Source organism: Kitasatospora setae KM-6054 (assembly GCF_000269985.1).
Lineage (GTDB): Bacteria > Actinomycetota > Actinomycetes > Streptomycetales > Streptomycetaceae > Kitasatospora > Kitasatospora setae.
Map to the genome: position 1 here is coordinate 7,586,135 of NC_016109.1, position 15,611 is coordinate 7,601,745.

Annotated in this window: 12 protein-coding genes; 4 read left to right on the top strand and 8 right to left on the bottom strand. The window is 74.5% G+C overall.

All coding sequences use genetic code 11. The features are described from left to right. Positions 1–13 precede the first annotated feature (13 nt). Entirely contained in the window at positions 14–1,039 is a 1,026-nt protein-coding gene (locus tag KSE_RS33245; protein WP_014139779.1) for a LacI family DNA-binding transcriptional regulator, read from the bottom strand. 161 nt (positions 1,040–1,200) lie between these two features. Here KSE_RS33245 and KSE_RS33250 point away from each other — a divergent pair, with 161 nt between their 5' ends. The 4 genes from KSE_RS33250 to KSE_RS33265 all read left to right on the top strand — a co-directional run bounded on the left by KSE_RS33250 (position 1,201) and on the right by KSE_RS33265 (position 7,294). Further along, on the top strand, positions 1,201–3,081 hold the full coding sequence (locus tag KSE_RS33250; RefSeq protein WP_014139780.1) for an RICIN domain-containing protein: 1,881 nt from the start codon (positions 1,201–1,203) through the stop codon (positions 3,079–3,081). A gap of 243 nt (positions 3,082–3,324) precedes the next feature. Continuing rightward, the gene (locus KSE_RS33255; protein WP_014139781.1) at positions 3,325–4,776 is read left to right on the top strand and encodes a hydrolase; all 1,452 of its coding nucleotides are present in this window, start codon (positions 3,325–3,327) and stop codon (positions 4,774–4,776) included. An 89-nt stretch (positions 4,777–4,865) separates the two neighbouring features. Next, positions 4,866–6,206, top strand: a complete 1,341-nt coding sequence (locus KSE_RS33260; protein ID WP_033259154.1) for a radical SAM protein — start codon at positions 4,866–4,868, stop codon at positions 6,204–6,206. Continuing rightward, a complete protein-coding gene (locus KSE_RS33265; protein WP_014139783.1) occupies positions 6,203–7,294 on the top strand; it encodes an aminotransferase class I/II-fold pyridoxal phosphate-dependent enzyme in 1,092 nt (363 codons plus the stop codon). Before KSE_RS33260 ends, KSE_RS33265 begins: the two co-directional genes overlap by 4 nt. Here KSE_RS33265 and KSE_RS33270 read toward each other — a convergent pair. From KSE_RS33270 to KSE_RS33300, 7 genes are all read right to left on the bottom strand, one after another. Beyond that, positions 7,267–8,466 carry a type III PLP-dependent enzyme gene (locus KSE_RS33270; RefSeq protein WP_014139784.1) on the bottom strand — a complete coding sequence of 400 codons (1,200 nt, stop codon included), beginning with the start codon at positions 8,464–8,466 and terminating at the stop codon, positions 7,267–7,269. The genes KSE_RS33265 and KSE_RS33270 overlap by 28 nt on opposite strands. Further along, positions 8,463–9,464, bottom strand: a complete 1,002-nt coding sequence (locus tag KSE_RS33275) for an alpha-ketoacid dehydrogenase subunit beta (RefSeq protein WP_014139785.1) — start codon at positions 9,462–9,464, stop codon at positions 8,463–8,465. The genes KSE_RS33270 and KSE_RS33275 overlap by 4 nt, the downstream gene beginning before the upstream one ends. Continuing rightward, on the bottom strand, positions 9,461–10,534 hold the full coding sequence (locus KSE_RS33280) for a thiamine pyrophosphate-dependent dehydrogenase E1 component subunit alpha (RefSeq protein ID WP_014139786.1): 1,074 nt from the start codon (positions 10,532–10,534) through the stop codon (positions 9,461–9,463). The genes KSE_RS33275 and KSE_RS33280 overlap by 4 nt, the downstream gene beginning before the upstream one ends. After that, on the bottom strand, positions 10,531–11,445 hold the full coding sequence (locus KSE_RS33285; RefSeq protein ID WP_014139787.1) for a phytanoyl-CoA dioxygenase family protein: 915 nt from the start codon (positions 11,443–11,445) through the stop codon (positions 10,531–10,533). The genes KSE_RS33280 and KSE_RS33285 overlap by 4 nt, the downstream gene beginning before the upstream one ends. A gap of 59 nt (positions 11,446–11,504) precedes the next feature. Beyond that, positions 11,505–12,494: a 4-hydroxyphenylpyruvate dioxygenase gene (hppD, locus tag KSE_RS33290; RefSeq protein ID WP_014139788.1), complete on the bottom strand. Its 990-nt coding sequence runs from the start codon at positions 12,492–12,494 to the stop codon at positions 11,505–11,507. 121 nt (positions 12,495–12,615) lie between these two features. Next, positions 12,616–13,878 (bottom strand): beta-ketoacyl-[acyl-carrier-protein] synthase family protein, encoded by a 1,263-nt coding sequence (locus KSE_RS33295; RefSeq protein WP_014139789.1) that lies wholly within the window; start codon positions 13,876–13,878, stop codon positions 12,616–12,618. Then, positions 13,875–15,533, bottom strand: coding sequence for a class I adenylate-forming enzyme family protein (locus KSE_RS33300; protein ID WP_014139790.1), 1,659 nt, complete (start codon positions 15,531–15,533; stop codon positions 13,875–13,877). Before KSE_RS33300 ends, KSE_RS33295 begins: the two co-directional genes overlap by 4 nt. Positions 15,534–15,611 lie beyond the last annotated feature (78 nt).

Sequence of the window (15,611 nt, forward strand, 5' to 3'; positions counted from 1 at the left end):
GCGGTGCGCGCGGTCAGTGGCCCGGGGCCGGGGCGGTGGAGTCGCGGACGATGAGTTCGGTGGCGAGTTCGACGTGCAGGGCTTCGACGGCGGTGCCTTCGACGAGGCGGAGGAGGAGGCTGACGGCGAGGCCGCCGAGTTCTTCGAGGGGTTGGCGGACGGTGGTGAGGGTGGGGATGGAGGTGCGGCTGAGGTAGTCGTCGTCGAAGCCGGCGATGGAGAGGTCGGTGGGGACGCGGAGGCCGCGCTGGTGGGCGGCGCGGAGGGCGCCGATGGCGGCCTTGTCGTTGAAGGCGACCAGGGCGGTGGGGCGGTCGGGGAGGTCGAGGAGGCGGGCGGCGGCGGTGTGGCCCCAGTCGCTGGTGGGTTCGATGCTGGTGACGAGTTCCGGGGGGACGAGGACGCCGGCTTCGGCGAGGGCGGCGGTGTGGCCGGCGAAGCGGGAGGTGGAGGCGAGCCAGTCGGCGGGGCCGTTGATGAAGCCGATCCGGCGGTGGCCGAGGGCGACCAGGTGGGCGGTGAGGTTGCGGGCGCCGGTGAAGTGGGAGGCAGAGACGGCGGCGATGTCCCGGGGGACGGGGGTGCGCGGGTCGATGACGACGAACGGGAGGTCCTGGCGGCGGAGCCGCTCCAGGTCGGCGCCCTCCTCGACGGGGAGGACGAGCAGCGCGCCGGCGAGGTCGCGGCGGCGGGGCAGCGCGGCGAGCGCCCCGTTGTGCTGGGCGGAGGAGCCCGCGCTGAGGATGAGTTCCCGGCCGTGCCGCTCGAGGGCTTCGGCGACGGCGGTGACGATGGTGCCGAAGTAGTCGGTGAGCAGGTAGGGGCAGCGGACGAAGACCGCGCCGGGCCGGGCGGTGGTCCGCCGGGCGGCGGCGGGTTCGGGGGAGCCGAGGCGTTCCATCGCGGCGCGGACGGCGGCCCGGGTCTCCTCGGCGACGACGGCCTGGCCGGTCAGGACGCGGGAGACGGTGGCGGGGGAGACCCCGGCGGCGGCCGCGATGTCCCGGACGGTGACCCTGGTCGACCTGGGCCTACCCATGTGTTTCATCGTTTCGTTTCACGGCGGCGATCATACAACTCCGAATTCGCAAGGGGTGCAGGAATCTTGACACGGGGAAAGCCGGTGCCCTTTCCTGAACGCACGCACGGATTGCAGAAATGTTTCATTTCGTTTCATGAAGGCAGGGGGAGAGGATCCCGATGTACCGACGCGCTCTCGGCGCCGCCGCCGCCCTCGTGCTGGCCGCCACCGGCCTGGCCACCGTCGGCGGAACGGCCGCCCGGGCGGCCGACACCACCGCCCAGGTCTGGATCACCACCGCCGACGGCGCCAGCCGCCTCGCCCCGGCCGCCTCCGCCGCGTTCTCCGCCACCGCCCCGCAGGCGCAGGACATCGCGGTCGGCGCGGGCGACGTCCGGCAGCCGCTGGTCGGTTTCGGCGCCGCGTTCACCGAGTCCTCCGCCCACCTGGTGGCCGGGCTGCCCGCCGCGACCCGGTCGGCGCTGATGAACGACCTGTTCGCGACCTCGGGCGGCGGCATCGGCCTGAACTACCTGCGCCAGCCGCTCGGTGCCTCCGACTTCGTCGCGCACCTGCCGTTCTACTCGTACGAGGACACCAGGGGCGCGTTCTCGATCGCCCGCGACCAGCAGGAGATCCTCCCCGCGATCGCCCAGGCCCGCGCGGTCAACCCGAACATCCGGATCATGGGCACCCCGTGGTCGCCGCCCGCCTGGATGAAGACCTCGAACTCGCTGAACGGCGGCAGCCTGAAGCCGGAGAACTACGGCGACTTCGCCGACTACCTGGTCAAGGCGGTCCAGGCGTACGGTGCGGCCGGCGCCCCGATCAGCGACCTGACGGTGGCCAACGAGCCGAAGTTCCAGACCACCTACCCGTCCACCGGGATGACGGCCGCCCAGCAGGCCGACTTCGTCAAGGTGCTGGACGGCAGGCTGACCGCGGCCGGCCTGCCCACCGAGCTCTACGCGTACGACCACAACTGGGACGACGCCGGGTTCCCGCTCGCCGTGCTCTCCCAGGACGCCTCGGTGGCCCGGCTCAAGGGCGCGGCGTTCCACTGCTACGGCGGGCAGCCGGAGGCGGAGCAGCAGGTCGCGGACACCGGGAAGGCGGTGTTCTTCACCGAGTGCACCGGCACCGACGCGGCCACCCCGGCGCAGACCTTCGCCGGCACGCTGAAGTGGCAGACCGAGAACCTGGTCATCCGCAACCTGCGCAGCGGCGGCCGCACCGCCGTGCTGTGGAACATCGCGCTGGACGCCAACGGCGGCCCGCAGTACGGCAACTGCTCGACCACCTGCAACGGCGTGCTGGAGATCGCCAACGGCACGTACACCAAGAACGCCGAGTACTACGTGCTCGGCCACATCTCCAGGTTCGCCAAGCCGGGCGCGCACCGGATCGGCTCGACCAGCCAGGGCAGCGGCGGCCTGCAGGACGTCGCCTTCCTGAACCCGGACGGCTCGCGCGGCGCGGTGGTGCTCAACGCGACCGGCTCCGCCCAGCACTTCTCGATCAGCGACGGCGGCCGCTCCCTGGTCTACGACCTCCCGGCCGGCGCGGTCGCCACCTTCACCTGGCCCGGCGCCCCCACCGGCGGCGGCAGCGGCGGGACGGTCGACAGCGCGGCCTGGTACGCGCTGGCCAACGCCAACTCCGGCAAGTGCGTGGACGCCACCGGCTGGGGCACCGCCAACGGCACCGCCGTCCAGCAGTGGGCCTGCGGCACCGGGGCCAACCAGCAGTGGCAGTTCACCCCCACCGACAGCGGCTACTACCGGGTCACCAACCGCAACGCCGCCGCCGGCGCCCAGGTGCTGGACGTCACCGCCGCCGCCACCGCCGACGGCGCCAAGCTCCAGACCTGGCAGTGGTCCGGCGGCGCCAACCAGCAGTTCAGGCCGGTCCGGCAGGCCGACGGCACCTGGACGCTGGTCAACCGCAACAGCGGCAAGTGTCTGGACGTCACCGACGTCTCCACCGCGGACGGCGCCCGCCTCCAGCAGTGGGCCTGCACCGGCGGCGCGGCCCAGTCCTTCCGCCTCACCCCGCAGTAGGCCCCACCCCCCGAGCGGGGGCGGCCGGTTGGTGGACCGGGCCGCTCCACCGGGTGCCCGTCGCGGACGTCGCCTGAGCGTCCGCGGCGGGCACCCGCGCGTCTTCCGCCGGGTGGTGGACGCTCCGCCGGTTCGACGTGTTCCGTTCAAGCTGCGCTTACCTCACCATGGGACGGTGTCCCGCGCAACTACGCGCGTAGCACCCCTCAGTGACACCCCATCACGGTACGAGGAGATCGACAGATGACCAGGACTTCCAGGGCCCTCCGCCCGGCCGCGCTCGCCGCGACCGGCCTGCTGCTCGCGGCCCTCACCGCGACCGTCCAGCCGGCCGCCGCCACCAGCGCCTCCACCGGCACCGCAGCCGCAGCCACCGCCGCCGCCCCCAAGCGGGTGCTGTTCGACAACAGCAAGGGCGAGACCGCCGGCAACGCGGACTGGATCATCTCCACCAGCCAGCCCGACCCGCTCGTCCAGAACGCCAACCCCACCACCGAGACCTCCTGGACCGGCGCCATCTCCGCCTGGGGCGTCGCCCTGCAGAAGACCGGCGGCTACAGCCTGAAGACCCTCCCGGCCGGCAGCACCATCAGCTACGGCACCGGCGCCGCCCTCGACCTCGCCAACTTCGACGAGTTCGTGCTGCCCGAGCCCAACATCAGGCTCAGCGACGCCGAGAAGACCGCCGTGATGAAGTTCGTCCAGAACGGCGGCGGCCTGTTCCTGGTCTCCGACCACACCCAGAGCGACCGCAACAACGACGGCTGGGACTCCCCGGCGATCATCAACGACCTGCTCACCACCAACAGCGTCGACAGCACCGACCCGTTCGGCTTCTCCGTCGACCTGCTGAACATCACCACCGACAACCCGCGCGCGATCACCGACGCCGCCGACCCGGTGCTGAACGGCTCCTTCGGCAAGGTCACCGGCTCGATCATCCGCAACGGCACCACCTTCACCCTCAAGCCCGCCGACAACCCGAACGTCAAGGGCCTGCTCTACCGCACCGGCTACAGCGGCACCACCGGCGCCGCCTTCGCCACCTCCACCTTCGGCGCCGGCCGGGTCGCCGTCTGGGGCGACTCCTCGCCGATCGACGACGGCACCGGACAGTCCGGCAACACCCTCTACGACGGCTGGAACGACCCGGCCGGCACCGACGCCGCCCTCGCCCTGAACACCACCGCCTGGCTCGCCCAGAGCAGCGGCGGCACCGGCGGCGGCTGCACCGCCGCCCAGCTGATCACCAACCCCGGCTTCGAGACCGGCTCCACCGCCGGCTGGACCGAGACCAACAGCACCGGCACCAGCACGATCAACTCCGCCGCCGCCGAGCCCGCCCACACCGGCGGCTACGACGCCTGGCTCGACGGCAACGGCGCCGCCACCACCGACACCCTCGCCCAGACCGTCACCCTCCCGGCCGGCTGCGCCGCCTACACGCTGAGCTTCTGGCTGCACATCGACAGCGCCGCCTCCACCACCACCGCCTTCGACACCCTCACCGTCACCGCCAACGGCACCACCCTCGCCACCTACAGCAACACCAACGCCGCCGCCGGCTACCAGCAGCGCACCCTCAGCCTGGCCGGCTACGCGGGCCAGAGCGTCACCGTCAAGTTCACCGGCACCGAGGACTACACCAAGCAGACCTCCTTCGTCCTCGACGACGTCAACGTCAACGTGTCCTGACCCGACGGCCCTCCGCCGCCGGGCAGCCGGCCTCCCGGCGGCGGAAACCCCGTTCCCCCGGGACGCCGGCCGGGGGCATGATGGCCGCCATGAACCGCACGGACCAGCAGCGCTTCCACGTCATCGTGCTGTCGAACTTCGCGAAGGGCTTCGACAAGTACGCCCACACCTACGGCAAGGCCGGCATCCCGGAGAGCACCTACCCGGACCGCTTCCACCTGCTGACCCGCGCCGAACTCGCCATCGGCACCGCCAAGGCCGGACGGCTGCTGGAACGCCTCGCGATACCCGGTGACCGCCTGCTGGTGCTGGAGACCGCCGTCGACCCCGGCGCGCTCGCCCCCAACCCGGTCACCGGCCTCGGCCTGGAGCTGCGCCGGGACCGGATCCGGCTGACCGCCGTCCACGAACTCGACCCGGCGGCGGGGGCGGACGCGCTGCGGCCGACCACCGTCGAGGACGCGATGGCCGCCTCGCTGAGCCTGCACCCGCACCCGGTTCCCTACGCCGCGCTGCGCCCGCGCTCGGTCTCCGTCCTGCCGGTCGCCGCCGCCTGCCAGGCCAAGTGCGCGTTCTGCTTCTCCGCCGCCTCCATCTCCAGCGACCAGCCGCCCGCCCGCGTCCCGTGGGACACCGTCACCGGCTGGCTGGAGCGCGGCCGCGCCGCGGGCGCCGAACGCGCCGTGATCACCGGCGGCGGCGAGCCCACCCTGCTCCCGTTCGACCAGCAACTGCGCCTGGTCGCCGCCTGCGCCGCCGCCTTCCCCAAGACCGTCCTGATCAGCAACGCCCACACCCTGGCCGCCCTCGACCCGGCCGACCGCGCCGACCGGCTGGCCGCCCTCGCCGACGCCGGTCTCAGCGTCCTCGCCGTCTCCCGGCACCACCAGGACGACGACACCAGCGCCCGCCTGATGGCGCTGCGCACCCCCGTCGGCGCGGTCGCCGACACCTGGCGCACCGGCCGCGACCGCTGGCCCGGCCTGCGGCTGCGGCTGATCTGCGTGCTCCAGCGCGGCGGCGTCGAGGACGAGGCGGGCGTCGCCGACTACCTGACCTGGGCCGCCGCGCACGGCGTCGACGAGGTCTGCTTCAAGGAGCTGTACGTCTCCACCAGCACCGAATCGCTCTACCACGACCACGCCGCCAACCGCTGGAGCCGCGACCACCAGGTCCCGCTCGCCGTCGTCACCCGGTTCGCCGACCGGCACGGCTTCACCGAGGCCGACCGCCTCCCCTGGGGCGCCCCCGTCTACCGGGGCGACTGGGCCGGCCACCCGATCCGGATCGCCGCCTACACCGAGCCCAGCCTGCTCTGGGAACGCACCCACGGACTCGTCCGCAGCTGGAACGTCCTCGCCGACGGCCGCTGCTACGCCTCCCTGGAGGACCGGGCCAGCGAGATCGGCACGGAAGGCGCGGCGGCATGAGGCACCAGGAGTTCCAGACGTACCGGGCGCGGCTGCTCGCCGCCGACCCCGGCCTGCTCGACGCCGCCGAGACCAACGTCTACCGCGCGCTCGCCCCGCTGCGCCCACCGGCGCCGGACGCCGAGGTGCAGGCGGACGGCCGGACGGTCTACCGCTGCGACCTGGCCCGCACCTGGCTGCGCCGCTACGGCCTGCCGGAGGAGTGGTCGCGCCGGGCGATGGTCGGCCGGGGCGTCCGGCACGGGCTCGACCTGCTGTTCCGGCACCTGCACGGCCTGGGCGGCCGGCTCTGGCTGCCCGCCGACGTCTACCCGGTCTACTTCGACCTGGCCCGCGCCGCCGGACTCGCCCCCGGCCGCTACCCGACGCTGCCCGCCCCCGCGCTGCCGCGGGCCCGGCCGGACGGGGACCGACCCGAGTACCTGCTGCTCGCCAACCCGAGCAAGCCGCTCGGCCGCCACCTCACCGACGCCGAGTGCGACGACCTGCTCGGCTGGCTGGCGGGCTCGCCGCACCGCCGCCTGTTGATCGACGCGGTCTACGACCTCGCCGTCCCGTTCGCCCCCGGCACCCGGCGGCTGCTGGCGAGCGGCCGGGCCGTCCTGCTGCACTCGGTCACCAAGGGCTGGCTGCACCCGCGCACCTTCGGCGTCGTGCTGCTCGGCCCGGACGACACCGCCGCCGCCGGGGCCTTCCGGGCCGACCCGCCCGGGCAGGAGCAACTCCGGCTCGCCGAAAGCCTGTTGGCCCAGCACGCCGACACGCCGCGGCTGGTCGCCGCGGCGCTGGCCGACCGGGCCGAGCGGCTGTTCGCCCGGCTGCCCGCCGAGGTGCGGGCGGCGGTACCGGCCGCCGCCCGCACCTCGGCGGGCAACTACTTCTTCCCGGTGCCGCTCCCGGCCGAGGCGCTGCTCGCCGAGCACGGCCTGCTGGCCGTCCCGGCGAGCGTGTTCCGGGAGGATGAGACGGATGAGTCGGGCGGGTGGTCCGGCTCCGTCCTGACCAGCCTCGCGGACGCGTTCGGGCCGGAGCCGACAGCGGCAGCGGGGGCGGTGGCCGGTCAGGCGTCGGCCGACAGCACCGTGTAGGGCAGCGGGTCGAAGCCGTTGAAGCCCTGGGTGAGGTAACTGACCGCGTAGGCACCGCTGGAGAGGATCCACACCGGGTCGCCGGAGGCCACCGCCCGGGGCACCGGCACCCGGCCGGTGGCGCCGCCGTGCGGGAAGGTGTCGTCGCTGTCGCAGGTCGGGCCGGCGATCACGGCGGGGACGCGGTCCTCGTCCGGGTGGGTCGGGAAGACCAGCCGGTACTGCACCTGGTCCATCTCGTACAGGCCGTTGAACTTCCCGCAGCCCAGGTAGAGCCAGTGCTCCCGCTCGCCGTCCGGCTGCTGGCGGTCGGTCAGCCGGTAGACGTGGGTGCGGATCGCGCCCTGGTCGGCGACCAGGTGGCGGCCGGGCTCCAGGACGAACCGCAGGTCGCCGCCGTGCAGCCGGCGCAGCCGGTCGAGGCCCTGCCGGACGGTGCGGAAGATGTCGTCGAGCGGCGGCGCCAGGGCGGTGCCGTACCGGTCGGCGTAGCCGAGGGCGGGCAGGCCGCCGCCGAGGTTGACGTGGTCGAGCCGGATGCCGTCGCGTTCGAGCTCGACCATGGCGTCGGCGAGCAGGTCGAAGGCGGCCGCCCAGGCTTCGGCGGTCAGCTGCTGCGAGCCGACGTGCACCGAGAGCCCGCCCGGGGCCAGGCCGGCGTCCCGGGCGGCGGCCATCACCCGGACGGCGTCCGCCGCCGAGCAGCCGTACTTGCGGCTCAGACCCCAGAGCGCGCCCTCGCCGCTGGTCGCGAGCCGGCAGAACACCCGGGCGCCCGGGGCGTGTTCGGCGATCGCGGCGACGTCGGCCAGGCTGTCGGTGGCGAAGTCCCGGATACCCAGGCGGTGGGCCTCGGCGATGCCCCGGTCCGACTTGACGGTGTTGCCGTAGTGCACCCGCTCGGGCGGGGTGCCGGTGCGCAGCGCCTGGACGATCTCGTTCGGGCTGGCGGCGTCGAACCCGGCGCCGAGCGCGGCGAGTTCGGCCAGGACCTCGTCGACCGGGCAGGCTTTCATGGCGAACCGGACGGCGACGCCCGGGAGTTCGTCCCGCAGCGTGCGGTAGCGGCGGGCGATGCCGGCCAGGTCGTAGAAGATCCGGTCGTCGCCGGACGACTCCAGTGCGGAGCGCAACGCCGGGCTGAGCGAGGTGAGTTCGGCGGTCAGGTTCAACGGCCCTGGTCCTCGCCGTGCGGTGCCCACGCGTGCTGATGCTTCATCACCGATGCGATGGCTTGCCGTAGTTGGTCGCGTCCGGGTTGCAGGGCGCGGTCCAGGGCCGGGGCGAACGGCAGCACGGTGCCGTCCGGGCGGGTGATCCGCCGGGGCGGGGCGATCAGCCGCATCTCCTCGGCGGCGGTGGCGATGATCTCGCCGCCGATGCCGCAGCTGCGGTTGGAGTCGTCGATCACCACCAGCCGGCCGGTGCGCTCCAGCGAGGCGGCCAGCCCGGCCCAGTCGAACGGGTACAGCGTGCGCGGGTCGAACACCTCGACGGAGACCTGCGGGGCGAGTTCCTCCGCGACGGCCAGCGCGTCGTGCACCAGGTGGCCGACGGCGACCACGGTGACGTCGCCGCCCTCGCGGTGGATCCGGCCCGAGCCGAGCGGGATCGGCGCCAGCTCCCAGGTCACCGTCTCGCGCACCGGCAGCGCGCCGGCCGGGGCGAAGACCACCACCGGGTCCGGGTCGGCGATCGCCGAGCGGAGCAGCCCGTAGGCGTCGGTGGGCGTGGCCGGGACGACGGTCTTCATCCCGGCGTGCGCGAACAGGCTGTACGGGTGGTCGGAGTGCTGCCCGGCCCAGCCGTCCCGGGAGCCGGAGCCCGGCACCAGGCAGGTCAGCGGGACGCTCGCCTGCCCGCCGGTCATCAGCGAGAACTTGTGCGCCTGGTTGACGAGTTGCTCGAAGACCAGGAACAGCAGCGAGGGGATCTGGAACTCGATCACCGGCCGCCGCCCGGTCAGCGCGGCGCCGATCGCCATCGAGGTGAACGCCTGCTCGGAGAGCGGGGTGTCGACGATCCGCCCGGGGCCGAAGCGGTCCAGCAGGTTGAGGGTCGGGCCGGCCATCCCGGCGCCGATGTCCTCGCCGAACACGCAGACCGCCGGGTCCGCGTCGAGGGCGTCGGTGAGCGCCCGGTTGAGCGCCTTGGTGTAGGAGAGCCTCATCCGCGCGACCCCGCCCTCGGACGGAGCCCGTCCGCGTAGAGGTGCTCCGACGCGCCTTCGGGGGAGGGGAGTTCGGAGCCGAGTGCGAACTGCCGGGCGGCGTCCAGCTGTTCGGCGACCGAGGCGTCCAGCCGTGCGGCCCGGCCGGGCGGCAGCAGCGCGGCGGCGCGCGGCAGCGGGTCGAGGGCGCGCCAGTCGGCGACCTCCTCCGGGGTGCGGTAGCGCAGTTTCATCAGCCGTTCCATGGTGTGGTGGCCCTCGAAGCGGTAGGTGTGGCACTCCAGGAAGCCGGGGCCGCCGCCGGCCGCGGCCCGCCCGACGGCTTCGGCGGCCGCCGCGCGGACCGCCTCGGTGTCCATCCCGTCCACCTCGGCGGCGGGGATCCCGAACGCGGCGGCCCGGCCGGTGCCGCTGCCGGCCACCGCGGTGGCGGCCGGCAGGGTGGTGGCGTAGCCGTTGTTCTCGCAGACGAACAGCACCGGCAGGTTCCACATCGCGGCCAGGTTGAAGGACTCCAGCAGCACGCCCTGGTTGAGCGCGCCGTCGCCGAAGAACGCGACCGCGACCCGGTCCTGCCCGGACTGCCGGGCCGACCAGGCGGCGCCGACCGCGATCGCGCCGCCCGCGCCGACCATGCCGTTGGCGCCCAGGATGCCGAGCGAGAAGTCGGCGGCGTGCATCGAGCCGCCCCGTCCCCGGTTCAACCCGCCGGTGCGGCCCAGCAGTTCGGCCAGCAGCCGGTCCGGGGCGGCACCCTTGGCGAGCACGTGGCCGTGGCCGCGGTGGGTGGAGGTGATCCGGTCCTGCGGGCGCAGCGCGGCGCAGACGCCGACCGCCACCGCCTCCTGCCCGATGTACGGGTGGATGCCGCCGGTGATCTCGCCGGCCTTCACCAGGCCGAGCGCCAGCTCCTCGAAGCCGCGGATCAGCCGCAGCATCCGGTAGCGCCCGGCGAGCGTGCCGAGGTCGGGCGCGTCGAGGTCGGGCGCGTCGGGCGCGTCGAGGTCGGGCGCGTCGGAGCGGAGGCCGGTGCCGTCGGGGCCGGTGTCGGGGCCGGGCAGGCCCGTCACCGGGCTCCCCGCCAGATGACCGGGCAGATCTCCGGGTCGGCGTAGTCGGGGCGGCCGTCGGCGGTCCGGCGGACCAGCACGTCGTGGTTGTACGAGGCGGCGCTGCCGTCCGGGCGGGTGGCGTACCGGTACTCGTTGGCGCCGTCCTGGAGGTGCAGCGAGATCGCCCGGCGCGGGAAGTCGGCCAGGTTGGCGCCGCTGCCGTGGTAGGTCCGGCAGTGGTGGAAGCTGACGTGCCCGCGCGGGATCACCACCGGCACCTTGCGGACCTCTGCGCCGTTGTGGTGCGCGTTGGCGGCGAGGATCGACTCCAGCTCGGAGCGGTCGCGCTGGGCGAAGTGCCGGGTGGCGTCCTCCTGCGAGGGCAGTTCCTCCCAGCGGTTGCTGCCGTCGACCATGGTGATGGTGCCGTTCTCCACCCCGCAGTCGTGGAACGGGATGAACGCGGTCAGCATCTCCTCCGAGGTGGAGGTGTGCCAGTAGTGCTTGTCGAAGTGCCACGGCACCTGGTTGGAGGGCTCCTCCGGCACCGGCGGCTTGAAGATCAGGGTCGACTGGAAGATCCGGATCTCCTCGGCCCCGGCGAGCACCGCGGCGACCGCGCCGATCAGCGGCTTACGCAGGATCGCGCCGATCGGGTCGCTCTCGTAGTGCACGTAGTCGTTGTGCCGCTGGACCGGGCCGTGCGCGGGCTCCCAGGCGGCCAGCCGCGGCGGCCGGACGGCGAGGTCGCGGTCGCGCCGGCCCTCGTAGTAGTCGTCGGTGGCGGCCTGGAGGGTGTCGAGCTCCTGGTCGGTGAACAGCTTGCCGGAGAGGTACCAGCCGTGCTCGCGGTAGCCGGCCACCTCCTCGGGGGTGGGCAGCAGGGCGGTCTCGGCCGGGGTCAGCACGAACTCGGGGGCGACGGTCATGGGGCGGTCCTCCTCGGAGGGCGGTCGGGTCGGGGCCTGGCGGGAGAGGCGGTGCCGGGTCAGAGCGCGGCGGCGGCGCGCTGGCGCTCGACCGCCTCGTACAGCGCCTTGATGTTGGCGGTGCCGAAGGTGCCCGCGCCCTGGCGCTCGATGACCTCCAGGAAGAAGGTCCGCCGGGGGTGGGTGGAGCGGGCGAAGATCTGGAACAGCTGGCCGCCGTGGTCCTGGTCGACCAGCACGTCCAGCTCGCGCAGCGTCTCGACCGGGATCGCGGTGCCGCCGAGCCGCTCGGCCAGGCCGTCGTAGTAGGTCCCGGGGGTGGAGAGGAACTCGACGCCGTTGGCGCGGGCGGTGCGGACGGCGGTGGCGATGTCGTCGGTGCGCAGCGCCAGGTGCTGGACGCCCGCGCCGTCGTGGTCGGCGAGGAAGGTGTCGATCTGGCCGGCCCGGCGGCTGGTGTCCGGCTCGATCAGGGTGAAGGTGACGTCCCCGGACGGGCTCTGCACCACGCTGGAGTCCATCGCCTGCTCGCCGACCTCGATGTACTCGCCGAAGATCAGCCGCATGCCGAGCGCGGCCTCGCAGAACCGCACGGACTCGGCGAGCCGCCCGGCGGGCACGCAGATCGCGACGTGGTCGAGGGCGTCCAGCAGTTCGCCGCCGACCGGCTCCGGGGCCTCCGGCAGCGGGACGAAGCGCAGCGCGGTGTCGCCGAACCCGGCGATCAGCGCGCCCGCCCGGTCCAGCACCTCGGCGCCGTGCCGCTCGGCCCGCTCCAGCGCCGCCGCCGGGTCGGCGCAGCCGAGCGCCAGCACGGCGACGCCCTCGCCGTGCCGCTCCACGTAGTCGGCGACCGGGTGGTCGGTGAGCTCGCTGGAGAGCAGCCGCAGCCGGATGCTGCCCTGGAGCAGGTGGACGGCCCGCACGCCGGGCTTCCACTCGGGCTGGTCGGCGTCGCGCCGGAAGCCGAAGCGGTCCTGCAGTTCGGCGGCGGTCAGCGCGGCGTCCGCGCAGTGGTACTCGACGTGGGTGATCGTCTGGATGGACAAGGCGGGGCTCCCTGGCAAGTGGAGTGGCGAGCGGGGGCGGCGGGCCGCGACGGCCTCGTCGACGGCGGCCCGGCCGCCTCAAGAGCGGGGCCGGACGGCCGTGGGCGCGGGGCCGGACGGCCTACTTGGCGGTGCTGGTGGGTGTCGGCCCGAAGACCAGGCTGGTGTTGTGGCCGCCGAACGCGAACGCGTTGCTCAGCGCGGCCCGCACCCGGACCGGCCGGGCGGCGCCGCGGACGTGGTCCAAGTCGCAGGCCGGGTCGGGTTCGTCCAGGTTGAGGGTCGGCGGGAGCAGGCCGCGGGCCACGGCCAGCGCGGTGACGGCGGCCTCCACCGCCCCGGCCGCGCCCAGCAGGTGGCCGGTGGCGCCCTTGGTGGAGCTGACGGCGGGCCGGTGGGCGCCGAACACGGCGTTCAGCGCGGCCGACTCGGCGGCGTCGCCGAGCTTGGTGCCGGTGCCGTGCGCGTTGACGTAGCCGATGGCGGACGGCTCCAGCCCGGCGTTGGCCAGGGCGGTGCGCATCGCGTCGGCGGCGCCGGTGCCGTCGGGGCGGGGCATGGTCGGGTGGTGGGCGTCGGTGCTGGAGCCCCAGCCGATCAGCTCGGCGTACCCGGCGGCGCCGCGGGCGGCGGCGTGCTCGGGGCTCTCCAGGATCAGCACGGCGCTGCCGTCGCCCAGCACGAAGCCGTTGCGGCGGGTGTCGAACGGCCGGGACGCCTGCGCCGGGTCGTCCCAACCCTGGGCCAGCGCACGGGCGTTGGTGAAGGCGGAGACGATCGTCGGGTGCAGCGAGGCGTCCGTCCCGCCGCACACCACCACGTCCGCGTCACCGGCCCGGATCAGCCGCAGCCCCTCGGCCACGGCCTGCGCGCCGGCCGCGCAGGCGGTCACGATCGCGGTGCTGAAGCCGCGGATGCCGTGCTTGATGGCGATCCGGGCGGTCGCCATGTTGGAGAGCATCCCGGGCAGCATGTACGGGCTGACGCCGGGACGGCCGCGCTCCTGGCGGCGGGTCGCCTGCTGCTCGTAGGTCTCCAGGCCGCCGCCGCCGGTGCCGATCACCACGGCGGTGCGGCGGGCGTCGACGTCCCGGCCGACGAGCAGTCCGGCGTCGGCCAGCGCGTCGTCCGCGGCGGCCATCGCCAGCAGCGCGAAGCGGTCCACGCAGCGGGTCTCGGTCGGCGGCAGCACCTCGCGGCCGTCGACGTGCGGGGCGATCCCGGCGGCGGGCAGCCAGCCGTGCGCGACGTGGTCGGCCGGGACGGCGGTGATGCCGCTGAGCCCGGAGGCCAGCGCCTCGAACACCTCGCCGGGCTTGCGGCCGAGCGAGGTGACCAGGCCGATGCCGGTGACGACGGAGCCGGGCCGTCCGACCCGGGTCATCGGGCGGTCGCCGGGGCCGCGGCCGCCGCGCTGGCCATGGCGTCCAGGTGGCGTTCGCGCAGCAGGACCTTGCGGACCTTGCCGGTCGGGCCGAGCGGGATGTCCGCCTCGTCGACCACCAGGACCGAGCGGACGGTCGCCGCGGTGTCCGGGTCGAGCGCGGCCAGCACCTCGGCGCTCCGGACGGCGTCCCGGTCGGCGCCCCGCTCGGCGTCGGCCGCGAGCAGCAGCAGCACGTCGGTGACCACCCGGTCGCCGTCCTTCACCGCGACGACCGTGCAGTCCTGCACGCCGGGGACGTCGGCCAGCACCCGCTCCTCGGACATCGCGGTGTACAGCCGCCGCCCGCCGCCGAGGTCGACCGCGTCGACCAGCCGGTCCACGTGGTAGTAGTAGCCCTCCTCGTCCCGGTACATCAGGTCGCCGGTGAGGAACCGGCCGCGCAGCCTGGTCCGGTAGGTGGTGACCGAGTCGTTCCAGTAGCCGAGCGCCAACGTCGGGGAGGCGGTGGCGAGTTCGCCGACCTCGCCGGGGCCGAGCGGCGCGCCGTCCGGGCCGACCACCTCGCAGTCGACGAAGGTGTGCGGGCGGCCCACGCAGCGGCCGTACTTCTCGGTGCCGGGCGCGTGGGTGATGTGGAAGTGCGAGTGGCCCATCTCGGAGGAGCCCAGGCCGTCGACGAACACCGAGCCGGCCAGCCGGCCGCGGCCCTCCCGGGTGACGGTCTCGCGCGAGCCCTGGGCGATCAGCCGGCGGATGTGCGCCTCGTGCGCGCAGTCGCCGGTGTTCCACCACAGGCCGACCGAGGACAGGTCGCGGGCGGCGAGGTCCTGCCGGGCCAGGTCGGCCCAGGTGGTGGCGAAGCCGAAGACGCTCTGCGGCCGCCAGCGCTCGATGGTGTCCGGCACGGCCGGGCCGGTCTGCTGCGAGATCAGGTGCAGCTGGGAGTCGAAGCTGAGCGCCAGGTTCAGCGCGATCAGCGTCGCCGCGTGCGCGGCCGGCAGCACGCTCAGCACCCGGTCGATGCCCTGCGGACGGGGCAGCGCGGCGCGGTGCCGGATCGACGCGTACAGGCTGGCGTGCGAGTGCACCACGGCCTTCGGCATCCCGGTGGTCCCGGACGAGTGGGTGATCGCCACCGGGTCGTCCGCGTGGTGCCGGTACGGCTCGGGCGCCGCGTCCGGGTCGGCCGCGCCCAGGTCGGCGGCGTCGGCCAGCACCGGCGCCGCCGGGTCGTGCCCGGCCAGCTCGGCCCGGTGCGCGGGGTCGGTGAGGATCCCGGCCGCGCCGAGCCGGGCGATGTAGCGGGCCGCCCGCTCGCCCTCCACCCCCGGGTTGAGCAGCGCCGGGATCGCGCCGAGCCGGGCCAGCGCCAGGAACGACAGCACCTGGTCGGCGGCCGCCGTCGCGTACACCACCACCACGTCCCGCCCGCCGATCCCTAGCGCGTGCAGCGCGGCGGCCCGGGCCCGGACGGCCCGGTCGGCCTCGCGCAGGGTCAGCGCCTGGCCGGCGGGGTGCCCGTCCACCGGGGTGTCGAAGGTCAGCCGCGGGTCGTCGAGGCCGAGGCCCAGGGCGATCCTGCTGGTCAGCGCGTTCCCGGCGCCGACGGCCGGGTCGTTCGCCAGCAGGCTGCGGATGCTGCGGATGCTCACGGTGATGGATCCCTCCCATGGTGCTGACCATGCGGGTGCGGTGCGGCGTCCGGGGACGCGTACGGACGGGGGTGGACG